We start from the raw sequence: 24,228 nt of genomic DNA on the forward strand, positions 1-24,228 counted from the left end.
CTACCCGCCCGTTAGCCGGCAGGTAAAGCGCCGCGCCACCCAGCGGGCAAAAAGGTTGAAGCCCAGCACCACCAGTACTAGCACCGCCGCCGAACCGTCCGCTACCCGCCGGACATCGGGAATCAAAGCTTCAGAGTTGATCTTCCAAATATGGACGGCGAGAGTCTCGCCCGGGCGGAAGGGATTCCAGGGGCAGGTAGGCTGGGTGATGTCAAGTTGACTAAAGTTTAGATGGGGAGTGGTCATTCCAGCCGTAAAGAGGAGCGCCGCCGCTTCGCCGAAAACTCGGCCGGCGGTAATGATAATCCCGGTGATGAGGCCCGGCAGAGCGGTAGGCAGCACCACCCGGCAAATCGTTTGCCACTTGGTAGCGCCAAGACTCAGGCTCGCCTCCCGCAAGTCCCGCGGCACGGTGCGCAAGTTCTCCTCCGTTACCCGGACCATCATCGGGAGGTTGATCACCGTAAGCGCCAGCGCACCTGCTACCAGCGAGTAGCCGAAACCAAACATGGTGACGAAAATTAACAACCCGAAGAGGCCTACTACTATCGAGGGAAGCGAGGTCAATGTTTCGATGCTCAAACGGATCAGGTTCGTGAACTGGTTTTGGCGGGCGTACTCGGCAAGGTAGATACCAGCTAAAACCCCCAAGGGGGCAGTCAGCGCCATTGAAAGGAAGAGCAGGTAAAAGGAATTGAAAATGTTCGGGCCGATGCCGCCCCCCGCACGGAGCGTTTCCGGCTCGCTCAGTAAGAATTGCAGGTCAATGGCCCGGTAACCGTGAACAATGATGTAGCCAAGGAGGGAAAACAAAATCAGGACTACCAGCCCCGCGCCAAGGTAAAAACCTGCCGTTGCCAGCTTATCTTTGACCTGGGCTTTCAATGAACCGCTCCCTTCCTTCCAAGCAACCGGATAAGAAAGATAAAGAAAAAGGAAAGAACCAGCAGGATCAGGGCCATAAACCAGAGAGTATCGTTCCACAGTGAGCCCTGAACCGTGTTCCCCATATCCATGGTGATGCCGCTGGTCAAGGTAATCAGCGGGTCGAGAATAGAATGGGGGATCTCCCGCCTGTTCCCGATCACCATCTGCACCGCAAGCGCCTCGCCGAAGGCCCGCGCCAACCCGAGGACCACCCCCATCAGAATCCCGGCCCGAGCACTGGGCAGAATGACCGTCCTGATCGCCTGCCACCGCGTAGCGCCTAGGGCTAGGGCGGCCTCCTTTAGCGTGCCCGGGAGGGCGCGGATCGCATCCGTAGCCATGCTGGCAATAGTCGGGAGAATCATCACCGCTAGCACCATCACACCGGCTAACAGACTAAACCCGGTTCCCCCGATGTTATTCCTAATAAAGGGCACCAGAACACTCAACCCGATATAACCGTAAACAACCGAGGGGATCCCGGCCAGCAGTTCAATAACCGGCTGCAAAAAACGCTGGCCAAGCCGGGGCGAAATTTCGGCCATAAAAACCGCCACCGTAACCCCAAGCGGAGCACTCACCAGAACCGCCAGCGTCGAAGTGATAACGGAGCCGAAAATAAAGGTGAGAACACCTACCTGCGGCCCTCCCGCACCAGCGGGACGGTCGGGCCACCAGTGAACGCTAAAGATGTTTGTCAGGCTTATTTTATGTTGGGTAAAAACTGCCAGTCCCTTCCAGCCGAGAAAGAGGATAATTGCCAAGGTTAACAGAATCGCAATCAAGGCGCAGGAAAAAGTAAGGCTGTAACCCAGAAACTCACGGCGGACATTCCGGTTTACCACTGCCCTTATATTGCTCCTTCATGTAAAGATAAGGTCACAACCCGATGTCTTACACGTTAATTATAAAATACAGGAGGGAGGAAAAGGCAAGTTTTCTCTCCCTCCCCTTATTATCCGGTCACTTTCGGTTACGGCTTACGCTCGACCTTCATCCCCTTTACAGGGAAGTACTTCATCTCCCTGATCAACCCGTTCTGTACCTCATCGCTCAGCACGAAATCGATAAAGGCCTTAACCACTTTTGACGGTTCGCCTTTGGTATACAGGTGGCCAAACGCCCAAAAAGGATACTTGCCGGTGCTAATGTCCTCTTCTGTCGGTGCCGCGCCATTGATCTTGACGGGCTTTACCTTACCGTTAAGGTAAGCAATGGCAAGGTAGCTGACGGCACCCGGCGTCTGGCTTACGATCTGGTAAACCGTCCCACTTGACTCCTGCTCCACATCCCCTTTTGCCTCTTCTTTACCGTCCATTACGTACTGGTGGAAGGTCGCCCGGGTTCCGGAACCTTTCGCGCGATTTACCAGGAAAATCTTCTGGTTCCTGCCCCCGACCTCTTTCCAGTTGGTGATTTTCCCGGTGAAAATGTCCTGAATCTGCTGCTTCGTAAGGTTATCCACGCCCACTTCAGGGTGCGTCACCAGCGCAAACGCCTGTACCAAAACCTTATGGTCCTTTAGTTGACCGGCATCAATACCTGCCTTTTCCTCGGCAAAGATATCGGACATACCGATATCGCAAGCGCCCTGGCTTACTTGGCTGAGCCCGGTGCCGCTGCCGCCGCCCTGAACGGTGATCTGAACCCCAGGGTTGCTTTCCATGAACCTCTTGGCCGCTTCTTCAATCACCGGTTGCATAGCTGTAGAGCCGGCCACCACGATCGTCCCGGTAAGCTTTCCTTCTCCCTGCGGGCCTCCCCCGGTGCCGCTCTTCTGGCCACATCCCGCGGTAAGCGCCAGGGAAACTGCCAGAATAAGAAATATTACGCCAAACCAGCCTTTCTTCGGCAGCAAGACAACCCCTCCCTAAGACTTTCCAAAATTAATTAGGAAATATTTAAGAGGCAGAAAACTGCTCTCTATCCCTCCTTCCCGAACCGCCGGGGTATAAGGCAAATATACCTTTTTCTGGTTAACGGTAGATTAACCTCCGATTAAAAATTCGTTAAGCCTTTGTTTTTTCCTCTGTCAAATACGTTGAAAGAAATGTTAAAGCCAAGAAGGAATCACGGCCTCAAGAGGGAATTTTTTGTGTAAAAATTCTGCTGAAATATGGAGGAAACTGTTGAACCGAGTTATCGATCTATTAGCTAAGATTCCCCTCTTCAAAGATTTTACTCCTGATGGACTGGTACGCCTCTCCCAGTATCTGCGGGCAAACCGGATCCCCGCCAGAAGCGTCCTCTTAGAAGAAGGCGAAACCGCAGACCGCCTGATCATCATCCTGCACGGGCGGGTCGGTATCAGCCGCCGCACGAGGCAGGGCCTCGTCTACGAAGCAGCTGGTCCAGGATCGGTCGTTGGCGTGCTTGATGTCCTCGAACAGGCACCTGCTACAGCAACCGTGCGGGCGGAAGAGGAAACCATTATCCTTTCCATAAGCCGTCAAGATTTACACTCTTTCCTGAAGGAACACCCGCACGAAGCGCTCACGCTTCTGGGAGTTCTGGCGGGCTACCTGCGCCAGACAGGCCTAGTTTTCGACGTGACGGTTCCACCAGCCGCCCCCAACACCGAAAAGGAGGCTCAAGACGAAACCCCGGGCAACCAAAAAGAAAACGGGAAAATGGGGGATTCGCCTTTTTATACGAAGCAACATATCTGCCCCGCCTGTGACGCACAGTTTCCCTCTCTATCCGTGAAATCGAAATACGTCCGCCTCACCAGAACAGACAGCGACTTTTGCCCCCACTACGCAACCGTGAACCCTATGTTCTACGAAGTGCTGGTCTGCCCCCACTGCGGTTACGCCTTCACCGAAGAGATGCCCCGGCTGACCGACCGGGAAAAAGCGATTCTCGCCGCCCAGCTGCCGGAAATCCGCAGTTCGCTTTCCTTCAGCGGCGAGAGAGACTTCGACCTGGCAGTAGAATCATTCCGCTTGGCGATCCGGTGCCTTGAAGCGATAGGGGCTAAAAAGCTTCTTTTGGGGAAATTTTACTTGAAGACGGCGTGGCTCTACCGTATGGCCGGGAAGGAAGAAGAAGAACGCAGAAATCTTCAAAAAGCCCTCGCTTATCTGGAACAGTCTTACCAGACAGAGCAGTCGGCCGACCCTGCGCTGGAGTTGAATCTCATTTACCTGCTCGGCGATCTCAACCTGCGCCTCGGAAACGAAGGGGCAGCTGCCCGCTGGTTCAGCCAAATACTGGAACACCCTAAGCGCACCGCAAATCCCGGCATTTTAAACCGCACCCGTGACCGGTGGTACGAGATCCGCCAGCGGCGCAAGGAAGAAGGCGACGCTTAGCCGGCAACTATTTTGACCAGCACTTTCCGCCGCCGGGGGCCGTCGAACTCACAGAAAAAAACCCCTTGCCAGGTGCCAAGCACTATCTTCCCGCCACTCACCAGGAGCGGGTGGCATACCCCCACAAGGCAAGACTTGATGTGTGCCGCCGCGTTCCCCTCTGCGTGGCGGTACGCTCCAGCGACCGGCACCAATTCCTCGAGCTTGTTTAAAATGTCTTCGGCCACCGTCGGGTCGTAATTTTCGTTAACGCATATACCGGCGGTGGTATGGGGGCAGTAGATGTACGCTACTCCCTCCGTAATACCGCTTTCCCGCACGACTTCCTGCACCTTGCCCGTGATGTCCACAAACTCCTGGTGTTTGTGGGTCACGACTTCAATCGTCTTTAACACCGCGGTCCCTCCTTTTTCGCGCTTTTACGGCAGGTGAGGTGATAGAACCGGCCATAGTTCCTGCAAATCGCTGCAATCAAGGCTTAGGTGGGCACAGGCGCAGACGGCTGGCTCGGCGTTAACCGCTATCCCGAGCCCCACCCTTTCAAATAGGGGGACATCCCCGTGGCTGTCGCCGATGGCCGCCGTTTCCGCAGGCGTAGTCCGGAAAAAGCGGCAGATTGAATCAAGGTGCGCCGGCTTTCCATCCCAGGGCACCCGGATATGCACGCGGCCGTCAACCACCCCGTTGGTAAAGCCGAGCCCGTTAGCCACCCAAACGTCAAAACCAAGCTCTTCCGCCACCCGAGCAACTAAAATGTCGAGACCGGAAGAAAGAAGCGCCAGCCGCACCCCCCGCTCTTTCAGCCTACCCACCAGTTCCTTCGCGCCGGGGCGGTAGGGGATTTCGGCTACGATCGCCGCGATGCGCTCCCGCGGTACACCATGCCAGGCTCCTACGTCACGCCGGGCGAACTCCTCATAGGTAATTTCCCCGGCCAAGAAGGCGGCCAGCGACCGGCTACCGTGACTCTCCCAGGTGCCGAGCGCCTCGTGGATATGCTGCCAGACACTCCGTACCGGTGTAAGCGTTCCGTCCAGGTCGAAAATAACCCCGCGCACCCTTTTTTCAGGCGCCAAGCCGACCATTACCGACTTTTGCTTCACTGCTGCCACCCCCTAAACGAAAAAGAGAAGCATCACAGGGAGTTTAAGACTTGTTAAGCGTTTTGTAAACTTGTTGACCGGTGACGATCCCGGCGAGAAGCGCTATACCGAGCAGCACGACGGCTGGCCCCGGCGGCAGATCAAGGAAATAGGCGATATGCAAGCCACCAAGAGCCATCCCCGTCCCCGCTGCGATCGCGGTGGCCACCGTCCCGCAAAAGCTCCTGTTTACCTGCATGGCGATTAAAACCGGTATGACCACTAACGCCCCGGTAAGCAGCACCCCTACCGCCCTAATCGCCACCCCCACCGTGAGCGCCGCCACTACAATGAAGGCTGCATTCACAAAGGTTACTTTCAAGCCGGCTGCCCGCGCATATTCCTCGTCAATGGCAATAACGAAAAGGTGCCTGTAAAACAAGAAAACCACCGTTGCCACAAAGGCCACCAGCAGCGTGATCACCCGCAGGTCTGTAGGGCTAATCGTTAGCAGGCTGCCGAAAAGATACCCGGTAAGATCAGCCCCGAAGCCCCGGCTTTTGCTTACCAGAATCACCCCGAGTGATAGGCCCCCCGCCATCACCGTTGCCAGAACAGCGTCGGCATGAAACCGTTGCCGCTGCCGCAACCATTCGACCGTGAAGGCCGCTACTACTACTACCACAAGAGTAACCACATGAGGGGAAACGCTCAAGATGAGTCCCAGCGCCACACCGGTCAGGGCGATATGGGCGAGGGCGTCGGCGAGAAAAGAATACCGCCGGGCGACGAGAAAGACCCCGACCAACGGGCAGGCAAAACCGCAAAGCACGCCCGCCGCCATTGCCCGGAGGAAGAAACCGTAACCCCAGATATCCACCCTACCGCCTCCTGCCCGACATTTTCCGGATTTGCCGTTCGGTCCGCGCCGGAACAAAAACCGGCATCCCGTAAAGCAGTGAGAGCTTCCCGTTTTCCAGGCATTCTTGCGGAGGCCCGGCGAAAACGATGCGCCGGTTCAGACAAATAACCTTTTTCACCCGCCGCGAAACCGCGCCGATATCGTGAGTTACGAGGACAATGCTGACGCCCCGCTCCCGGTTGAGCCGCTCCAAAAGGCCATAGAAGGCCTCCTCGCTTGCGACATCGAGCCCTTCCGCCGCCTCGTCAAGGAGCAGCAATTCCGGCTCCGCCGCCAGCGCCCGCGCGATCGCCACCCGCTGCCGCTGCCCCCCGGAGAGGGCCCGGACCGGGCGGCGGACGAGATTCTCGATTCCAAGAACCGCAAGCGCCTCCTTTATCTTTTCCCGGTCGGAACGGTCAAATCTTCGCCACAACCCGGCGCGGGCGATGCGCCCCGCAGCCACCACCTCCCAAACCGTAGCCGGAAAATCTCCGAAGGAGCCCGCCTTTTGCGGCACGTAACCGATGCGGTAGCGCTCCCGGAAGTGGGCACTTTCAACCCCGAAGAGCCTGACCGTTCCCGCCGTAGGCTTATACAGGCCGAGAATCACCTTGAGTAACGTAGTCTTCCCGGCGCCGTTTGGCCCGAGAATAGCCATGAAATCACCGCGCCTGATTCTCAAGTGGACATCTTCAAGGACATTACTCCCGTTAAAGCTAATGTTCACACCATCAAGGCTTACCAGCGTATCCGCCATCGATAGCCCCTCCCGGGGGTCGGACTTCAGTTGTCTCAACACCCTTCACCGCCTAAAGCCGTTATCAGGACGGCGAGGTTATCCTCCATCACCGCGACATAATCCTTTTGCCCCGATTTTTCCTCCGGACTGAGCCCCGCCGCCGGGCTGAGCACCAGGCTCTTTACCCCGGCCTCGCGGGCAAGCGTTTCCGCCAGACGGGGGCTTACGGCCGCATCGAAGAAGATGCACTTTACCCCGTGTTGCCGGACCAGAGTCACAAGCTCCTGCAGCCGCGCCGGCGACGGCTCCGCCTGGGGGGAAAGCCCCGCTACCGGGATCTGCCGCAACCCGTAGCGTGCCGCCAGGTAGCCGAAGGCCGCGTGGGCCGTCACAATTTCCCGGCGTTTGAAGTGGGCCGTCGCTTCCCGGTACGCGCGATCAAGCGCCGCCAGCCGCTCGATGTAGGCTGCCGCCCGCGTCTCATAATAAGCCTTGCCCGCCGGATCCACCCGGCTCAAACCCGCCGCAATCTGCCGGACGTAGTGCTGCGCTCTAACCGGGTCAAGCCAGGCGTGCGGGTCGTAAGGACCATGGTGGTGGTGTTCCGCAGCCGCTTCTTTCCCGGCATGATCTTCACCTTCACCCGTGTAAAGCATAAGGTCGAGCCCGCGCGTAGCCTCGACGACCGCCCGGCCACGAAACTCCGGCAGGACCCTATCCACCCAGGGTTCAAGCCCCGCCCCATTATAAACGAAAAGGTCCGCCCGGAGCACCCGCCTAACGTCCCGCGCCGTCGGCTCCCATTCGTGGACGCTCACCCCTGGCGGGACAAGGCAAGTCACCTCAACCCTTTCCCCGCCCACCTGCCGCGCGAAATCGTAAAGCGGGAAAAAGGTGGCCACAACCTGAACCTTGCCGGCGCCTGTCCCTTCCTTATCGCCAGCGCACCCGCCAAGAAGTAAACATAGCAGCAAAACCACCGCTATGACCAGCCGCACCGCGCCACCGCCTCCTCAATTCCCGGCTTTCCGGCACTCCCCGCAGTAACCGAAGACGGAGAAGCTGTGCCCGTGGATCTCAAAATCCGGGTTCGCCGCAGCCACCCGCATCACGCAATCATCCGGACAAAAAGGGAAACTTACCACCCGGCCGCAACCGAGGCAGATCAAGTGGTGCCGGTGTTCCCGCCGGAGCTCAAAACGCCTCCCCCCATCCGGGAAAACAACCTCGCTCACTAAACCCAGCTCCTTCAAGGTATCAAGCGTCCGGTAAACCGTGCCCAGCCCGATACCCGGAAAGCGCTTATTAACAAGCTCCCCGATCTCTTTCGCGCTGAGCGGCCTTTTCTCCCGCAGCAGAACGCGCACAATCTGCTGCCGCTGGGGCGTTAGCTTCAGCCCTTTCTCTTTCAGCCCCGCCAGTATTCCAGCCAAATTCACTCTTGCGGCCCTCCCTGCCACCGATCCATCCCTAACCGGCACCAAATACTCTTCGTAGCGGTAACATTGCCACGCCTTAAAAGCCGGCCAGTCCCTTCGCAATTGGTGCTCAAATAAGAACCCTTCTCAATTAATATGCTTTACCGGCCGTTAAAAGTCAAGAGGCAATCACCTACGAAGAATTTCCGGCGCCCCGTCCCCGCAGGCCGCCCGTTCCCGTACCCTTAGAAAACCAGGGCGCAACCACTCTGGAAGAGACTCCACCTCAACGCTGGCAAAGGCCACCAGCGCCCGGTCAAACTCCCCCAACCGCCGGCTGATCTCCCCAACCAGATAGCCAACAACCGCCGCCTCCATCCCGGTAAGGCCGCCGAGCGCCGCACCAAAATGCCGCCGCGCTTCCTCCTGGTGGTACCGCTCCGCCTCCCGGTTTTTTTCCTCCCGCGCGCACCACGAGCCTCGCAGGTGAAGGTAAGCTATCTCCAGCGCGCCTGCCCCTCTTTTCCGCGCACTTTGCACCGCCAGCCGGTATTTCTCGCTCCCGGGATAAAGGCGCCGTTGCTCGCGGAGAAACGCACCGAGAGCCCGCTGCAGCGGGTGATACTCACTGTAGTGGGGAAATTCGCAGAGAAAATCAAACTCCTGGTGGTAAGCGGTAAACCTGCACCCGGGGCAAACCACCACGAAAAAGGGATAGGGGAAAATATTACCGGCCCGGTAACAGAGGTCGCTTTCCAGCACCCCTCCCGATCCGGTGCTCCGCATGATTTCCGCCGGGAAAGTCGTATAACACTCCGGGCAGCGGAGGCGGCAAAACTCGAGAATCTGCCCCATAATTCAATTTAGCCCCGGAGGCGGGCCACATTAGCCCCCCATTATTTGTCTCGGGAACCAGATTCGCTACCCGCCACCGTCATTCCTGCCGCCATAAGACTTAAAACCTTTCGGCCCCGATTCCTCAAAGAAAAAATTCTCCGGTCCGGGTTGCCAAAAAATCTTGACGGATACCACCCCGCCCCGCTAAAATTGCTGATAAGACCCAAATGTAGACTTAGTCTCAGTCTCAATAACATGTGACTGTCGCTCAACAACTTGCAGATAGCGGTTTCCCAAAAGCATAGTTCCTAGGGTGAAAATATGCTTAAAGAACTCGAGAGTTTCCGGAATTTCCTGATGACCCGCGGGGGCAAGCTAACCGCAGAACGGAAGGCTATTCTCGAGGCGATCTCTACCTTCCACGATCATTTCACCGCTGAAGAGCTCCTCGACGAGATCAAGGCTCGCGGCGCTAAGGTCTCCCGCGCTTCGGTCTACCGCGCCCTGGAACTCCTTGTCGCTTCCAATCTTCTCCGGAAACTCGACCTCGGCGAAAATCGCAGCCACTACGAGCGCCATTTTGATACCCACCACCACCTGGTCTGCGTGCGGTGCAACCGGGTCATCGAGTTTGCCGCCGAACCGATGAAAAAACTCGAGGAGGAGCTCTGGAGGCGGTACGGTTTCGACGCCCGGGGATTTCCGCAAAAAATCCTGGGCTACTGCTCTGAATGTAACCAGCCCCGCCAAAAGGAGGAGCCATAACAAGGTGATGAACAACGCGCAACTAACCCTTTCGGAACTCAAAAACGGAACGCACGGACGCATCATTAAGATCGGCGGCGGCCAGCAGGCGGTTAAGCGCTTAAGCGCCCTCGGCATTGTACCCGGCAAGGAAATCGTGAAGGTGAGCGGGCTGCCGCTACACGGCCCGGTCATTGTGGATGTGGACCGGACTCAGGTCGCCTTAGGTTTTGGCCTGGCTAAAAAAGTCTTCGTGGAGGTCCTGGATGAAAATTCTGCTGGTCGGTAACCCGAACGTCGGCAAAAGTGTCGTCTTCTCCCAACTCACCGGGACAAGGGTCATTTCTTCCAACTACCCCGGCACCACCGTAGAGTACACCAGGGGCTACCTGAACCTCAACGGTGACCGGGTGGAGGTGATCGATGTTCCCGGCTCCTACACTTTGGAACCGACCTGCAAGGCTGAAGAAGTAGCCGTAGCCATGCTCCCTCACGGGGATATCGTTATTAACGTGGTTGACGCTACCAACCTGGAGCGCAACCTCTACCTCACCCTCGAACTTATCGCCCGGCAGGTTCCGCTCATCGTGGCGCTCAATCTCTGGGATGAAGCGCAGCATAAAGGCATTGTCATAGACGTACCGAAACTTGAAACGCTCCTCGGTGTTCCCGTGGTGCCCATGGCCGCCATCAGGGGCGAGGGCATCAAACAGCTAGTCGCGCGCCTTCCCGAAGCCCGCAGCGGCACCGTTACCTGGCAGACAACCGATGAGCGGTACGCTACCGTCGGCCGGATCGTCCGGCAGGTGCAGCGGGTGACGCACCGCCACCACACCCTACTGGAGCAGCTTGAGGATTTGAGCGTCATGCCCCTGACCGGTTTTATCCTGGGCGGGCTCGTACTCTTCTGCGCCTTCAAGATAATCCGCTTTATAGGTGAAGGATTGATCGGTTTTCTCTGCGAACCCCTTTTTGAAAATTGGTACCGGCCTTTTCTTCAGAAGCTGAGCGTGGCCCTTGGCGGCACGGGACCGCTTCACGACCTCCTTATCGGCCAGCTAATCAACGGGCAAATCGATTTTGTTCAGTCGCTCGGTATCTTAAGCACCGGCCTTTACGTGCCCCTGGCGATGGTTTTTCCGTACATCGTCGCCTTTTACCTGGTGCTCGGCTTCCTCGAGGACTTCGGTTACCTGCCGCGCCTTGCGGTCCTCTTTGACGGTCTAATGCACCGGGTGGGGCTGCACGGCTACGCCATCATCCCGATGATTTTAGGACTTGGCTGCAACGTCCCGGCAGCCCTCTCGATCCGCAACCTCGAAAGCCACCGCCAGAAATTCATCGCCAGCACGCTCATGGCCATCGCCGTCCCGTGCTTCTCCCAGACGGCCATGATCTTCGCGCTGGTCGGCCCCCACGGCGGCCTCTACGTAGGCCAGATCTTCCTGACGCTTTTCTGCGTCTGGCTCACCCTTGGCCTTTTGCTCAACCGGCAACTCGCAGGCTACACCCCCTCCCTGTTGGTCGAAATACCGCCCTACCGACTCCCGGGGGTAAAGGTCCTGGCCAAAAAGCTTTATCTCCGCATCAGTCACTTTTTCAAAGAAGCCATTCCTTTCATCCTCCTGGGAATCCTGGTGGTCAACCTGGCCTACCTCTCGGGTTTCATCCACCTTCTAGCGCGTGCCTGCGAGCCCCTTTTCGCCTTTTTCTTCGGACTACCTGGCGACGCCGCCATCGCTCTTCTCCTCGGTTTTCTGCGGAAGGATGTGGCCCTCGGCATCCTGGCCCCGCTCAACCTCACCCCAGAGCAACTGGTCGTAGCCAGCACCGTCCTGGCCGTTTACTTCCCCTGCCTGGCTACCTTCCTCATCCTCTTACGGGAACTCGGCTGGCAGGATATGCTCAAAGTGACTGGCATCATGCTGGTTACCGCCCTTGCCGCCGGCACCTTTGCAAACCTCGCCCTGAACCGCCTGGGCCTCCTTGCCTGGATTGGCGCGGGTATTCTGCTCAGCCTCCTGATCCTCCTCGAAGTAACTCACCGGAAGAAAGAGGCGTCGGCCTGATAATCCAGGCACAGGTAACTCATCCTCCCATAGCGCACATGAAAAGGGGCTGCCCCAATCGAGGCAGCCCTCACGCAGCGGCTTCCAGTTTACTCTTCGTTTGCTCCCACGTTCGTGGTGGTAACAGAGGCCGTGCTTGCACTCGAAGAAGCTGCCGGACACTGCGGCGGGAAGAGGTCGGGCGGGCAGACGAAGGGAGGCCCGGGCAACACCTGCTCGCACTCCTTGGGGATGCAGAAGCCGTAGGTCGGCACCAACAGCTTCACCACCGCCAGCGACTGGAAGATGATGCAGAGCTCGTAAGTGCAGCAGACCTGCGTGCCCACAATGATGCACGGGCCGCAGGCAACGTTGACCACCTTGCATTCAGTGAAAGTTCCGGCCGGAGCGCAGAGCACCACCGTCTTGGTGAAGCCAAAGTCCTTCGTTTTGTCGAAGATTACTGTTGAATCCTTGGTTATCTTCACCCTCACGGTGACAATAAAGGCAAAAGAGACGTTGGACCGGCCTTGCGCGTCGGGCGGCGTGCGGCTGATCTCCTTGCAAGTAGCGTTTTTCACTTCGCAGGTGATGACCGCACCCTCGGGAACCTGGACCTGACACAGGTCAAAGCAGGCATTATCCCGCCGCTCCCGCTGAAAGCAGAAGTCGTAAACCTTCAGCGTCTCGATGCAGACCACTTCCTGCGGCACCTGCTGGCTGTTAACTTCTGCCATATGTATACCTCCTTTCCAGGAGATGCAATTTCTTCCTCTGGTAGTCTATGTAAGTGGCTGCCTAACTGTTACCACGCGAATCTCAAGCCATCCCGCCGGTAACAAAAGCCGAACGCCGCCAATATAATGAACCAGGAATCATCCTCGCCGAGGTGAGAAGAGGATGCCGCGTTACTGGCACCCGCTATTCGGCTTTTTTACCGTTGAGCCCCGCCGGAGCCGCGCCGCAAAAGCCCCGGAAGAGGGTCATGATAAGCAGACCCAGCGACGCATACCGGCAGAAACTACCGGCACACAGGACAAACTCCCGCCGGACAGCACCATCATCTCGACTAATATCCCGGCAACAGCAGCGAAACCTTCCCCTGCCTCAACACCCCCGCAGCTCTTAGGCGGCCAGTTTGAACCGGTTGCCCCAGGAATCTTCCGCTTCCGCTCCCCCGAAATCGCAGCGAAGGGCGAGGCAGATACCCCTAATCCGGCTCCCGCCAAGGTCCTCCCCCCGCCTCCACTTCCCGCTTTCGAGAAAACAAGCGGAACGCGCGACGGCCTATCAATTTACCGCTTCAGGTGAAAGAAGTAAAGAGGCCGGCGGGTGCCGCCGGCGAAATTAGAAGGAATTACAGGCACTCTTAAGAGACGGACCGGCATCCGTCTCTTTCAGTCGCCTATAAAGAGCTGCGTTACGTAAACGCCGTACGGGGTGGTCACGATTCCGATCCCGATGGCGTCGTGGCGCGGGTCTAATATATTGGCCCGGTGCAACTCACTGCTCATGAAGAGTTGGTGCGCCCTCGCAACCGTCGCCGCCTTGGCGATATTCTCGCCACCCATTACCCGGGCGCTTATCCCTGCCCGCTTCTCCATATCGTAGGCGGTCCCGTAAGTGGGCGAAACGTGGCCGAAATAGTGATTCTGGTACATATCCTGGCTCTTCAGGCGAGCCAACTGGACAAGCCGCATATCCAGTACAAAAGGATGAAGGCCCGCTTTGACCCGTTCCTGATTTACCAAATCCAACATCTCTTTCTCGGCAGCGGTAAGGGCTTCAACCGCGCCCGTGCTGGTCGGTGCAGGATTACTACTTGCCGGCATAGTACTACCATTATTCTCGGGCGGACCGTTCTGGGATGGGGAAGCGGGGGGAATAGGCACCGGCTGAGCCGTCACGGAGGGAAAAGTCTCCCCTAAGAGGCGGGAATAATAACCGGCTCGGTCCGCGACAGGCATGATCACCACGGTCGCGTTCGGAAGGGCAGAGCCAGAGCTAACTGTTACGCCAGGCTTTACCGTACTGGTATTCGTGTTCCCCACACTGGTATTCGTAGTCAGAGAGGGATATGCGGTGCCTGACCTGCTCCATTGGGCGTAGTAATCCGAAACCGAAAGGTAGGCGTGTGCCGCTCCGGCGGTAAGGAATAGCGCCACTACTAACGCCGCGAAGAGTACGGAGACGTGGGCGAACAATTTTTGCCGCATTGCAAAACCTCCCGTGAGAAATGAGGTGCAGTCTGATTTGTTGCCGCAAATACTACCTGAAGCGTACCTGCGCCGCTCTCACCCCATCTCCCTGGCAGCCACCCCGCCACCGAAAGCGATAACCGGCAACAAATGGCGGAAACGGAGGATATTGGCCGCTATAAAATGCCTGGTGTAGCTATTTTAACTTATTTTTAAAATTTAAATCAAAATCGCTATTTTTCGCCATACGACGACATTCCTTGTTCTGTCAGCCCCACCACAACTTATAGTTTTCTATCAGAAAATGGAGGCGGCCTGCGCCCGCGGAAGAGGTTATTCCAACTTTCCACCAGCTTAACCACCTCTTTTCCGGGGCAATCCAATCTTAATTACCGCGTCAATCTCCTCGCCCCGGAAGCGAAGCCTGGCAAGACTCTCCTTAAATTGGCCGCCGTTTTCTGTATTTTTATCTTGCCAAAAACAACCTTTTGGGGATCTTATCGAGCCGTATAACCTCCATCTATGACCAACTCGCTACCCGTGACAAACTTTGATTCATCAGAGGCAAGGTAAAGGATACCGTAAGCAATATCATCTGGCTCTCCAACATGCCCGATGGGATGGAGGCTCGCCAGTTGCTCCCTTCCTTCTTCGGGATCGATACCCGATGATTTGAGGTAATTTTCCACCATCGGTGTCCAGATAAATCCGGGATGGACCGAGTTCACCCTAATGTTATCCCTTGCGTAAAAGAGAGCATCGGTCTTGGTCATCAGTCTCACGGCACCTTTTGATGCGTGATAGGGCGGAACATCCGGGGCGCTTATGATGCCGTAGATAGAGGACAAATTGATTATACTCCCACCACCGGCCTGCCGCATGTAAGGGATCGCATGTTTAGTGCAAAAGAAAACGCCCTTGACATTTACAGCCATCACCTTGTCCCATTCCGCCTCAGTTATCTCGTGCGTCGGCTTGCTTACTCCGGCAATTCCCGCGTTATTAACAAGCACGTCAATCTTTCCGAATTCCCCGAAGATGGCGGCAAAAACCTTTTCCACCTCCTGCTCGTTCGTAACATCAAGATGCCAGAACTTCGCTACTCCACCGAAGCCTTTGATTTCACCCCCTACCTCTTCGCCCTCTTTATCCAGGACGTCGGTCACGGCAACCTTTGCGCCTTCTTTCGCCAGAAGCAGGCAGGTCGCCCGACCAATTCCCACCGCACCACCTGTTACAACAGCTACTTTACCTTCCACTCTGCCCATTTTTACCTTCTCCTTTCTTTCGTCTTTTTTCATTAATTCTACCCTGGTATCAGTATACCCCGCTTCGCCCAACGTTCCCACTTCAATCCCTCAATGGTCTGATTTTAAGTCGCTAGTCGTCGCCCGTTCGTGATCCCCTGGCCAAAGGGAACTCCCGGTAAGTCTCCTCATCAACCGTCTCCTTAGCCGCCACCAGTTCTCGGAGCACCGCCATCGCTTCGTCCTCCCTGTCCCTCATCAGGAAGAGCGCGTAACGGTAACGGCCGAAGTGCCAGTCCGGCATCGCGGTCATAACCGCGTGGTAGATTGCCTCCGCTTCGTCCCTCAAGCCCGCAGCGGCCAGAAGATCCGCCATTGCAAAGCAGATCCCTTTTCTCCTCTTCACCGGCCGCCATTGCGAGCAACTCCTCAGCAACCGGCAGCCCCCTGCCCCCCAACTCCGCCTCAAACTCGAGGTTCAGGTCCAACAGGTCCTGGAGCGCCTTCTTCAAATAACAGCTCGCACCGCCGAAAAGGATGCCGGACCCGAAAAACGCCGGGGCTTTCGGGGAAAGAAGAGTTGGCCGGTCTTTTGCGAAGCGGAAAACTGCCCGAGGAGCACTTTGTTCAGGTGGCCAACTTCTTCAGCGACGTGTCCCTACGGGCGATGGTCGAGTTTCTCGAAAGGCACGGTCTCTCGGCAGAAGAGCTGCGGGAGTACTACCAAAAGCACGTGAGAAACGTTTACCCGAACCGGGATCTGGAGGAGATGCTCGGTTGACTTCTTGGGAAATCTTGTTCGGTAGAGCGATGGAAGTTCTCGACGCGGCAGGCATTCCCGCGGAGGAGTGGACCTTCGGCGGGGGAACCGCGCTGGCTTTTCGCTTCAACCACCGGGTGAGCCGGGGCGTGGACATCTTCCTGACCGACGCGCAGCTTCTGCTGCTTGCCACGCCTCGCCTCAATGCCAAGGTCGCGGAGCAGGTTTTGAATACGAAGAGGCGGCATCGTTCTCCAAGTTGTCTTTTCCGGAGGGTCTGGTGGACCTCATCGTGGCGCCCCATCTCACGCAGGATTACTTCGTGGCGGAAACCATTTGCGGTCGGAGCGTGCGCGTCGAAACGCCAACGGAGATCGTGCTAAAGAAGCTGTTTTACCGGACTGAACTCTTGAAGGTCCGCGACGTGGTGGACGTGGCCGCCGTGCTGAAACGTGACCCAGAAACGGAAAGCCAGCAGCTAAGAATAATGGCCTGCGACTATAAATTGTTTGTTGGCCGGACCGGAACCCGAAGAATTGGGTTCCGGTTTTTCTTCTTTCAGTCCCCTTGTCGTCGGGGAAATGGCTGCAACTTTTACATAGAGACATTTAATCGGCTTGCCCAAGGAGAATCGGCAGGCTTTGCCACAACAGAAGGCGCCGCTTTTTCTTTTAGTAAGATTACTTATTGCCTTTGGTAAGAATTATTGATAAAATCATTCTAAAAAGTAACAGGGAGGGAGCAGGAAAATGCAAAACCGTTTTGTAAGCCCGACCGAGCGCGGGCAGGTGACCATCCCGAAGGAAATCCGGCAGAAGCTGCGGATTACGCCCACCACAAAACTCAGAGTCTACGTGGAAAACAATAAAGTGGTCCTCGAACCGGTGACCTCTCTCGAAGTTTTACTGAAAGACCTGGTGGCCGAAGCTAAAGATAAAGGATATACCCGTCGGGAAATCGAGCAGGAAATAGAGGCCGTTCGGGAACGGCTTTTTAGAGAACTCTACGGAGATCAGGCATGAGGGTAATGCTTGATACCAACGTGCTGATTTCCGGGATGGTTTTCCACGGACCGGAGCGCCGGTTATTGGATACTATCCTCAAGAACGATCACATTTTGGTGCTGTGCGAACAGACAGAAAGAGAGGCCGAGATGGTCCTGCTGCGCAAGTTTTCCGTCTCGGAGAGGTTCCTCCAAAACTTCCTCCGGCTGTTTCATGTCGAGCGGGTATCCCTGCCTTCGCGGGCGGCGATTGAAGAAGCCCGCAGCCTTATCCGGGACCCGAAGGATGCTCCGATTCTAGCCGCTGCCATTATAGCCCGGCCCGATCTGTTCGTTACTGGCGATAAGGACTTCCATACCCCGGAGGTAAAGAAACTGATCCCGGTTCAAACCACCTCCCAGGCCTTAGGCTCCCTTTAAGGATGGAGTCCGAATTCTTCCCTACCGTTGCTTCAAGCTGGACTTTGTTTTTTTATCTTGGGCAAACGCTTCTCCCGAAAGGCCAATCCCCCCATCGGTATTTCTTTGGCGCTCTGGCACCTACCGGGAAGTCGAAGTGCCCACTTTGGTGGGTACAATAAGAGGTTGAGCTATGGAACTCTTTAAAACCAGAAAACCGGCGAACTCGTGGCCTTTCTCCAGCGTGACTCCACCAACAACCTCTATTTTTTCAGTTACCTGGACGAACTCTCTCGGCTGGACGCGGAAACCGCTATCTATGTAGCCTGGAAAGACGGCGCGATCGTGCTGGCGCTCCTCGTTTCCCCGGTCCACTGCTGCGTTTCGGCTGCAGACTGTAGCTTCATTGATGCCCTTGCCGGCCGGCTTCCCTCTCTGGAAAGCGTCCACGTCTTGGGGCGCAGCGATCTGACCTGCAGGTTGTTAAGCCTCGCCCGTAGCCCGGCCCGCCGGCAGAAGTCCTACACGTTCTGTAAGCTGAACCCGGAACGTCTCCCGGATGCCGGAAATTGCCGCAGCATAAAGGCCGCCGCGACAGACCTGCCCGCCCTGATACGCCTTTACGCCAAGAGCAACATCCTTGCTTGTCAGGGTGAAAGTTACTTTCAGTCCCCTTGTCGTCGGGGAAATGGCTGCAACTTGTAACCGTCGGCGGCGATAGAACCGTTAGCTTGCACTTTCAGTCCCCTTGTCATCGGGGAAATGGCTGCAACATCTTTCCGGCCACTACAAAAGTAGCGGTGACAGGCGCTTTCAGTCCCCTTGTCATCGGGGAAATGGCTGCAACCTTTTTCCACTCCCTCAAACCCTCGTCTAACGTCCACCTTTCAGTCCCCTTGTCATCGGGGAAATGGCTGCAACTGCGAAGGGGTCAAGCCCCAACCGCTTGGCGGTGAGCCTTTCAGTCCCCTTGTCATCGGGGAAATGGCTGCAACGCCTGGCAACGTCAACAAATTTCAAGAGAACAAGCACCCTTTCAGTCCCCTTGTCATCGGGGAAATGGCTGCAACCCCGGCCGGGCGCGGCAGGGCCGGGCGAGGCCAGGCACTTTCAGTCCCCTTGTCATCGGGGAAATGGCTGCAACTGTACTGCTCGTAGAGCTTTTCCGGCGTCGGGAGGAACTTTCAGTCCCCTTGTCATCGGGGAAATGGCTGCAACATTGCAGACGACTTCGGCGGGGACGAGAACAGGTTCCTTTCAGTCCCCTTGTCATCGGGGAAATGGCTGCAACTTTTGTAAACCCTTGCACCCGAACGTTTCCCCTTTGACTTTCAGTCCCCTTGTCATCGGGGAAATGGCTGCAACCGCTATGTCCCGGTAGCGGAGGAAGATATAACGAACTCTTTCAGTCCCCTTGTCATCGGGGAAATGGCTGCAACAGAAGAAAGGCGGAAATAAAAACTTCGCCCAGCCGGGCTTTCAGTCCCCTTGTCATCGGGGAAATGGCTGCAACTCCGGCGTTTGTATCCTTCAGGCCCCGCTCGCCGCACCTTTCAGTCCCCTTGTCATCGGGGAAATGGCTGCAACGCACCACCTGGGCAGTTTACCGCAACGCCTGGCCGCTCTTTCAGTCCCCTTGTCATCGGGGAAATGGCTGCAACCTTGACCGCCGTTTCCATCTCGCTGCGAGTCCAGCGCCCTTTCAGTCCCCTTGTCATCGGGGAAATGGCTGCAACCCCGGAAATCTGCTCGTTCGGCGTGCCGCCCAGGACGCTTTCAGTCCCCTTGTCATCGGGGAAATGGCTGCAACGTCTTCGGACTTCGCCAGGTAAATCGTCCGATCGTAGACTTTCAGTCCCCTTGTCATCGGGGAAATGGCTGCAACAGAAGTTAAGTTCGGCAGCCGGAAGGTCGGCACCACTTTCAGTCCCCTTGTCATCGGGGAAATGGCTGCAACTGCGGCCATCGCCGCGGGCGGTAGCGCTGTGGCAGGCTTTCAGTCCCCTTGTCATCGGGGAAATGGCTGCAACTATAAGTGGTTGGAGGGTGTCGACTTCGTGGCGTTGACTTTCAGTCCCCTTGTCATCGGGGAAATGGCTGCAACCGGGTGGTTCAAGGAAGTGACCGGAGCCGCGGAGACCCCTTTCAGTCCCCTTGTCATCGGGGAAATGGCTGCAACTCCCAAGCGAGACGGGAGGCATTATGCGATACTCTACTTTCAGTCCCCTTGTCATCGGGGAAATGGCTGCAACTTTAAGCCCCTTACCCCGCGCCGCCGCTGTGAATCCTTTCAGTCCCCTTGTCATCGGGGAAATGGCTGCAACCGGGGAACGGGCCGGGCCTGGGGGGAATTTCAAAGAACTTTCAGTCCCCTTGTCATCGGGGAAATGGCTGCAACGCTCAGATGCAGGAGCCATATCTCCTGCACCCGTGACCTTTCAGTCCCCTTGTCATCGGGGAAATGGCTGCAACTTTGAGCGGTGAATAGATGGCACGCGCGTTTAGATCCACTTTCAGTCCCCTTGTCATCGGGGAAATGGCTGCAACTCGAGTGCATCCCAGTTTGCCCCGAAATTTGTTACCACTTTCAGTCCCCTTGTCATCGGGGAAATGGCTGCAACTCCATTGCGAATCGCCGTAATTTCCGTTGGTATGAATCTTTCAGTCCCCTTGTCATCGGGGAAATGGCTGCAACCCGTTTACAGCTTGCAAACTTCACGGCTGGCGAAGCTTTCAGTCCCCTTGTCATCGGGGAAATGGCTGCAACGGCCTTCCCGCAGCTCAAAGACCGGGCGTTTGTTGACCCTTTCAGTCCCCTTGTCATCGGGGAAATGGCTGCAACTCCGGAAACCACCAGCTTGATCATCTGCCCTCGGGTCCTTTCAGTCCCCTTGTCATCGGGGAAATGGCTGCAACTCCCAGCCCGTCTTCACCGGGTCGGCCTGGAACAGCGCCCTTTCAGTCCCCTTGTCATCGGGGAAATGGCTGCAACCATTGTATCCCTCGCAGTGAGCGCCAATGGTTTCTTTCTTTCAGTCCCCTTGTCATCGGGGAAATGGCTGCAACTGATCCGGCAGGGCGTTGACGCTGAAGATACGCCGCTTTCAGTCCCCTTGTCATCGGGGAAATGGCTGCAACTGAGGGCAACCTTTTCACGGCGTCGAAGGATTACGAACTTTCAGTCCCCTTGTCATCGGGGAAATGGCTGCAACGAAGTCCAGGCCCCGAAACCGGCCAAGGTGGTGACGCCTTTCAGTCCCCTTGTCATCGGGGAAATGGCTGCAACGTTACCTCCAGGTGATCGGCCCTGCGGTGGACTACCCTTTCAGTCCCCTTGTCATCGGGGAAATGGCTGCAACCAAGCCCGTTGAAATGCTCGCACCTTGCCCTTGGCCCTTTCAGTCCCCTTGTCATCGGGGAAATGGCTGCAACAACCTGAAGGAGAGCCTCAAACCCGGTGACCGGGTGCCTTTCAGTCCCCTTGTCATCGGGGAAATGGCTGCAACAGACAGGCTTTACAAGGGGCAGCCCGGCACGACTGACTTTCAGTCCCCTTGTCATCGGGGAAATGGCTGCAACGTTGCGGTATATTTTCGGCGTTAAAGACCGGGTATTTCTTTCAGTCCCCTTGTCATCGGGGAAATGGCTGCAACCGTACCGCTTCCCGGGCCAGATAACGATCCATCGCCCTTTCAGTCCCCTTGTCATCGGGGAAATGGCTGCAACTTAAACCCCCGCTACCGCCGGGAAACTACCGCCGGGCTTTCAGTCCCCTTGTCATCGGGGAAATGGCTGCAACATGTCCCGGGAGCTATTTCCGCCTCGGCAACTGTCTTCTTTCAGTCCCCTTGTCATCGGGGAAATGGCTGCAACTTTTGCGGTTAGGTGCAAGCCCCCGAATTTATTCGGCTTTCAGTCCCCTTGTCATCGGGGAAATGGCTGCAACACCGCACCGCGTTTATTCCCGCCGCCCCTTGGAACCTGAGGCTTTCAGCCACCAGCCAGCGTCTCCAAATACGCTCTTTTTTCGAAAATGCCCTTTTTGCATAGAGACTCCTTTTTCTTTCGAAAAACCGCCGGACGTTTAAAAACCGTCAGCCACAAGGATTTGCGCCCTCCGCCTTGGCAACGCCATACTTTTTTGCTGCCAAGATTTAGGGGAAAACCTCTTCATTTTCGAAAAAACTTTTTTCTAACCAGCCTAATCCACCTTCCCGCTAACGTAACTTAAAATTCACCACCTCCAAGAATAAACCCTGCCCAAAAGTCTAAATTTTTCAGCCTCCAAATTAGCTTAAAAGTTAAGTCCGCCCTTAATGAACAGGAAATACCCAGCCGCTCACCCGGGTAGTCTCCAACTTACCCAAAACAAACATGGTGATACGGGCAACCCTCGTAGCAATCCCCCGTCCCCGGATCGATCTCCTCCGCCACCAGGCGGGCCTTCTCGTCGCGAGTTTCGATGAACCACTGGCGGAGCTCGTCGCTGATGATGTGGATGTCTTTTTTCACGATCAAGCGGTCGCCGCGGAACTCACCATAGACTATACAGCCGAGGTTTACCGGAAACTCGTAAAGCGCCTCCATTACCAGGGCGTAGCCAGTGGTGGTCAGGCGGTGAAAATCGCGCGGCTTGTCAAATTTCAGGTCAAGCACCATCGGCTCCCAGAAGACGCACGCGTCGGTGCTAAGGTTGGGGCTCAGGCCTAAAAACGACCCATCTAACTTCTGCTCCACCACTACCGGCAGCGCCAGACTAACTAATGAATCCTCGCCGATGTAAGGCTGTTTGGTGAGTATTTCCTGCAGCCGCGCCAGCACGCGGGTTTTCTCGAAGGCCGCCAGGATTTCCACCTTCGAAGCAGTATCGGCAAGCTCTTCCGGGGTAAGCTGCTCCGCCCAAGCGTCAAGCGGCAAAACAGGGTGGTTCTGCACCCGCTCCACGATTGTCCGGTAGTTAGCCACCCCTTCGCCATAGATCGCCCGCTTCGCGGCTACGATCACGTCCGCGACCACGGCGTGGAAGATCGCCCCCTGAAGCATCGCCAGGTTGGGCCGGCCTTTCTCCCTTTGGACCCGGCGCAGGAAAACGTCGCGCCCGGTCGGGCAGTAGGCGTTGGCCACTTCGTAAAGCGCCAGGACTACGTCGCGGTAAACCGGCTCCAGCGGCGGCTGGTGCCAGTTCCAGCCCCGCAGCTCCTCGGCAACGCCGCGCTCCCGCGCCCTGGGCAGGTGGTAGCGCAAGAGGTGCTTCTTCTCCTCATCCGTGAAAAAGTACATTATCCCACGTCCCCGCAGTAGTTCCGGTACTCGCAGTCGGCGCAGCGCCCGCGCCGCCGGGGCATTTCCGGAAAGTGTTCCCGCGCAACGAGGTTCCGCACGGCGCCGATCAGCCGCCTTGTGTAAAGCCGGGCGTCGGGCGTGAGCTCGATATAGTGCGCCCGTTTGTGCGGAATGAGGTAGATGAAGCCGCCGCGCACCGGCCGGCCAAAGTGATCCTCCAAAAGCAGGGCGTAGGCGATCAGCTGGTACTTGTGGTTGAGCGCCACCCGGCAGGCGTTCTTGAAGTCGACCGGGAAATGACCCTGCGGCGTGGCAACGTACATATCAAGCACCCCTTCGAGTCCCAGACGCGCGGAGTAAAAATAGGCATTGAACCGCCGCTCCCCTTCGGAAAGCCTGTAGGCCCGCAGCCGGCGCCGCTCCTCTAACCGCGCGGTGGTGAAATGCTCCTCCTTGCCAATCGCCATCTTCGCCGTGACCTTTTTCTCCACCGGCGCCACGTAGGTAAAATAAATGATCCGCGGGCAGTAGAGGTATTGCTTCAGGTCGCCAACCTTAACGACCACCGCCCAGCCCCCTCAGCCTGCATCCTCAATAAATCAGCGGCCCCCCACCGCCTTGTGCTCCCCGCGCCCGGCAGGCTACTTCCTCCGGCACCGCAATCTCAAGCATCAACGTCAGGTCCTTGTCACAAATGGGACAGATGATAATTTTCCCTTCGTTTTTGCCCAAAACCCGCCGCAGGCGCTGGTAAAGCTCCTGCCGCCGGTTCTGGTTGAGTGGCCCGAAGAAGGCCGAATACTGGATGTGGGTGAGGCCATAGTCCTTGCAGGTTTCGAAAACCTTTGTCCGGATGCGGTCATCGGGAATGTCATAAACCACTAACGTCTTCACTGCCTAACACCTCGTGTCAAAGGATGAAGGATGAGGGATGAAATATGAATTAGCGACGCTTCGATTTTATTGTTCTCACCATAGTCACAAAGATCGCTATTAACTCGTTGCATTCCTGCCGGAGCGAGGTCGATTTGTCTTCGTTAATTAGGCTGCAATCCTGCAAGAGTTCTAACCAATATTGCGTTTCTTCAAGTTCCTGCAATGCTCCCTCAACTTTATTAATAAAATCGGCGTTTGATTTTGCCCTTTGCGCCTCCCGGTAATGTGCTCCTACTGATGTTCCGGACCGGAGCAACTGTTTACCGAGCACCTGTGCTTCCGTCGTTTTCGGTAAGGCCGAGTACAGCCTAATAACCTGCAACGCAAAGTCCTTCGTCCTAACCCTCAAATCCCTATTTTTCCCAATTTTCATCTTTCATCTTTCATCC

The 24,228-nt window shown here is 56.6% G+C and carries 27 protein-coding genes, 1 pseudogene and 1 CRISPR repeat array; of the genes and pseudogenes, 9 read left to right on the plus strand and 19 right to left on the minus strand.

Annotation, left to right across the window (positions count from 1 at the left end):
• The 3 genes from pstA to EDD75_RS04160 form a co-directional block, all read right to left on the minus strand.
• Positions 1-885, minus strand: a complete 885-nt coding sequence (pstA, locus tag EDD75_RS04150) for a phosphate ABC transporter permease PstA (RefSeq protein WP_123928529.1) — start codon at positions 883-885, stop codon at positions 1-3.
• Complete coding sequence (gene pstC / locus EDD75_RS04155; RefSeq protein WP_245963063.1) at positions 882-1,772, minus strand: phosphate ABC transporter permease subunit PstC; 891 nt, start codon at positions 1,770-1,772, stop codon at positions 882-884. The genes pstA and pstC overlap by 4 nt, the downstream gene beginning before the upstream one ends.
• Before the next feature lie 128 nt (positions 1,773-1,900).
• Positions 1,901-2,785, minus strand: a complete 885-nt coding sequence (locus EDD75_RS04160) for a phosphate ABC transporter substrate-binding protein (RefSeq protein ID WP_170157705.1) — start codon at positions 2,783-2,785, stop codon at positions 1,901-1,903.
• Positions 2,786-3,056: 271 nt separating this feature from the next.
• On the opposite strand from EDD75_RS04160, the gene EDD75_RS04165 reads away from it, so the two are divergent.
• Positions 3,057-4,241 carry a DUF2225 domain-containing protein gene (locus tag EDD75_RS04165; RefSeq protein ID WP_123928536.1) on the plus strand — a complete coding sequence of 395 codons (1,185 nt, stop codon included), beginning with the start codon at positions 3,057-3,059 and terminating at the stop codon, positions 4,239-4,241.
• On the opposite strand, the gene EDD75_RS04170 is transcribed toward EDD75_RS04165, so the two are convergent.
• The 7 genes from EDD75_RS04170 to EDD75_RS04200 form a co-directional block, all read right to left on the minus strand.
• The gene (locus EDD75_RS04170) at positions 4,238-4,636 is read right to left on the minus strand and encodes a secondary thiamine-phosphate synthase enzyme YjbQ (protein ID WP_123928540.1); all 399 of its coding nucleotides are present in this window, start codon (positions 4,634-4,636) and stop codon (positions 4,238-4,240) included. The two genes, EDD75_RS04165 and EDD75_RS04170, sit on opposite strands and share 4 nt — an antisense overlap.
• A 24-nt stretch (positions 4,637-4,660) precedes the next feature.
• Positions 4,661-5,344: an HAD family hydrolase gene (locus EDD75_RS04175; RefSeq protein ID WP_245963064.1), complete on the minus strand. Its 684-nt coding sequence runs from the start codon at positions 5,342-5,344 to the stop codon at positions 4,661-4,663.
• Between the two features lie 43 nt (positions 5,345-5,387).
• Positions 5,388-6,203 (minus strand): metal ABC transporter permease, encoded by an 816-nt coding sequence (locus tag EDD75_RS04180; protein WP_123928543.1) that lies wholly within the window; start codon positions 6,201-6,203, stop codon positions 5,388-5,390.
• A gap of 1 nt (position 6,204) precedes the next feature.
• A complete protein-coding gene (locus EDD75_RS04185; RefSeq protein ID WP_123928545.1) occupies positions 6,205-6,984 on the minus strand; it encodes a metal ABC transporter ATP-binding protein in 780 nt (259 codons plus the stop codon).
• 35 nt (positions 6,985-7,019) lie between these two features.
• Positions 7,020-7,964 carry a metal ABC transporter substrate-binding protein gene (locus EDD75_RS04190; RefSeq protein ID WP_123928548.1) on the minus strand — a complete coding sequence of 315 codons (945 nt, stop codon included), beginning with the start codon at positions 7,962-7,964 and terminating at the stop codon, positions 7,020-7,022.
• A gap of 15 nt (positions 7,965-7,979) precedes the next feature.
• On the minus strand, positions 7,980-8,405 hold the full coding sequence (locus tag EDD75_RS04195) for a Fur family transcriptional regulator (protein WP_170157706.1): 426 nt from the start codon (positions 8,403-8,405) through the stop codon (positions 7,980-7,982).
• A gap of 168 nt (positions 8,406-8,573) precedes the next feature.
• Positions 8,574-9,239, minus strand: coding sequence for a DUF2225 domain-containing protein (locus tag EDD75_RS04200; protein ID WP_123928554.1), 666 nt, complete (start codon positions 9,237-9,239; stop codon positions 8,574-8,576).
• 303 nt (positions 9,240-9,542) lie between these two features.
• Between EDD75_RS04200 and EDD75_RS04205 the strand changes: the two genes are divergently transcribed.
• The 3 genes from EDD75_RS04205 to EDD75_RS04215 are packed head-to-tail and all read left to right on the plus strand — an operon-like array spanning position 9,543 to position 12,034.
• A complete protein-coding gene (locus tag EDD75_RS04205) occupies positions 9,543-9,986 on the plus strand; it encodes a Fur family transcriptional regulator (protein WP_123928557.1) in 444 nt (147 codons plus the stop codon).
• Between the two features lie 7 nt (positions 9,987-9,993).
• The gene (locus EDD75_RS04210) at positions 9,994-10,254 is read left to right on the plus strand and encodes a FeoA family protein (protein ID WP_123930305.1); all 261 of its coding nucleotides are present in this window, start codon (positions 9,994-9,996) and stop codon (positions 10,252-10,254) included.
• Positions 10,232-12,034, plus strand: a complete 1,803-nt coding sequence (locus EDD75_RS04215; RefSeq protein ID WP_123928561.1) for a ferrous iron transporter B — start codon at positions 10,232-10,234, stop codon at positions 12,032-12,034. Before EDD75_RS04210 ends, EDD75_RS04215 begins: the two co-directional genes overlap by 23 nt.
• 89 nt (positions 12,035-12,123) lie before the next feature.
• On the opposite strand, the gene EDD75_RS04220 is transcribed toward EDD75_RS04215, so the two are convergent.
• The 5 genes from EDD75_RS04220 to EDD75_RS04240 all read right to left on the minus strand — a co-directional run bounded on the left by EDD75_RS04220 (position 12,124) and on the right by EDD75_RS04240 (position 15,834).
• Positions 12,124-12,750, minus strand: coding sequence for a hypothetical protein (locus tag EDD75_RS04220; RefSeq protein WP_123928564.1), 627 nt, complete (start codon positions 12,748-12,750; stop codon positions 12,124-12,126).
• A gap of 246 nt (positions 12,751-12,996) precedes the next feature.
• Positions 12,997-13,242: a hypothetical protein gene (locus EDD75_RS04225; protein WP_123928567.1), complete on the minus strand. Its 246-nt coding sequence runs from the start codon at positions 13,240-13,242 to the stop codon at positions 12,997-12,999.
• Between the two features lie 168 nt (positions 13,243-13,410).
• On the minus strand, positions 13,411-14,229 hold the full coding sequence (locus tag EDD75_RS04230) for a CAP domain-containing protein (RefSeq protein WP_211328091.1): 819 nt from the start codon (positions 14,227-14,229) through the stop codon (positions 13,411-13,413).
• 479 nt (positions 14,230-14,708) lie between these two features.
• A complete protein-coding gene (locus EDD75_RS04235) occupies positions 14,709-15,551 on the minus strand; it encodes an SDR family NAD(P)-dependent oxidoreductase (RefSeq protein WP_211328092.1) in 843 nt (280 codons plus the stop codon).
• A gap of 40 nt (positions 15,552-15,591) precedes the next feature.
• The gene (locus EDD75_RS04240) at positions 15,592-15,834 is read right to left on the minus strand and encodes a hypothetical protein (protein ID WP_123928570.1); all 243 of its coding nucleotides are present in this window, start codon (positions 15,832-15,834) and stop codon (positions 15,592-15,594) included.
• 204 nt (positions 15,835-16,038) lie between these two features.
• On the opposite strand from EDD75_RS04240, the gene EDD75_RS11165 reads away from it, so the two are divergent.
• The 5 genes and pseudogenes from EDD75_RS11165 (at position 16,039) to EDD75_RS04255 (ending at position 17,641) form a co-directional block, all read left to right on the plus strand.
• Complete coding sequence (locus tag EDD75_RS11165) at positions 16,039-16,239, plus strand: hypothetical protein (RefSeq protein WP_170157707.1); 201 nt, start codon at positions 16,039-16,041, stop codon at positions 16,237-16,239.
• A 29-nt stretch (positions 16,240-16,268) separates the two neighbouring features.
• Positions 16,269-16,409: pseudogene (locus EDD75_RS11560) on the plus strand (nucleotidyl transferase AbiEii/AbiGii toxin family protein); the annotation flags it as partial.
• Between the two features lie 68 nt (positions 16,410-16,477).
• Positions 16,478-16,918: a hypothetical protein gene (locus tag EDD75_RS11170; protein WP_170157708.1), complete on the plus strand. Its 441-nt coding sequence runs from the start codon at positions 16,478-16,480 to the stop codon at positions 16,916-16,918.
• Between the two features lie 49 nt (positions 16,919-16,967).
• On the plus strand, positions 16,968-17,240 hold the full coding sequence (locus EDD75_RS04250; RefSeq protein ID WP_123928577.1) for an AbrB/MazE/SpoVT family DNA-binding domain-containing protein: 273 nt from the start codon (positions 16,968-16,970) through the stop codon (positions 17,238-17,240).
• On the plus strand, positions 17,237-17,641 hold the full coding sequence (locus tag EDD75_RS04255) for a putative toxin-antitoxin system toxin component, PIN family (RefSeq protein ID WP_123928580.1): 405 nt from the start codon (positions 17,237-17,239) through the stop codon (positions 17,639-17,641). Before EDD75_RS04250 ends, EDD75_RS04255 begins: the two co-directional genes overlap by 4 nt.
• Positions 17,642-18,282: 641 nt before the next feature.
• A CRISPR array of direct repeats spans positions 18,283-21,566; the repeat unit is 37 nt; unit sequence CTTTCAGTCCCCTTGTCATCGGGGAAATGGCTGCAAC.
• Positions 21,567-21,979: 413 nt separating this feature from the next.
• On the opposite strand, the gene cas4a is transcribed toward EDD75_RS04255, so the two are convergent.
• Genes cas4a through EDD75_RS04275 form a run of 4 tightly spaced genes read right to left on the minus strand, consistent with a single transcriptional unit; the run spans position 21,980 to position 24,212 of the window.
• Positions 21,980-22,900: a type I-A CRISPR-associated protein Cas4/Csa1 gene (gene cas4a, locus EDD75_RS04260; protein WP_123928584.1), complete on the minus strand. Its 921-nt coding sequence runs from the start codon at positions 22,898-22,900 to the stop codon at positions 21,980-21,982.
• Positions 22,900-23,469, minus strand: coding sequence for a CRISPR-associated protein Cas4 (cas4, locus tag EDD75_RS04265; protein ID WP_123928588.1), 570 nt, complete (start codon positions 23,467-23,469; stop codon positions 22,900-22,902). The genes cas4a and cas4 overlap by 1 nt, the downstream gene beginning before the upstream one ends.
• Before the next feature lie 25 nt (positions 23,470-23,494).
• Positions 23,495-23,797 (minus strand): CRISPR-associated endonuclease Cas2, encoded by a 303-nt coding sequence (gene cas2 / locus EDD75_RS04270; RefSeq protein WP_123928591.1) that lies wholly within the window; start codon positions 23,795-23,797, stop codon positions 23,495-23,497.
• A 49-nt stretch (positions 23,798-23,846) separates the two neighbouring features.
• A complete protein-coding gene (locus EDD75_RS04275; protein WP_123928594.1) occupies positions 23,847-24,212 on the minus strand; it encodes a four helix bundle protein in 366 nt (121 codons plus the stop codon).
• Positions 24,213-24,228: the final 16 nt, after the last annotated feature.

The sequence above is a fragment of the Thermodesulfitimonas autotrophica genome (genome assembly GCF_003815015.1).
Classification (GTDB): Bacteria; Bacillota; Desulfotomaculia; order Desulfotomaculales; family Ammonificaceae; genus Thermodesulfitimonas; species Thermodesulfitimonas autotrophica.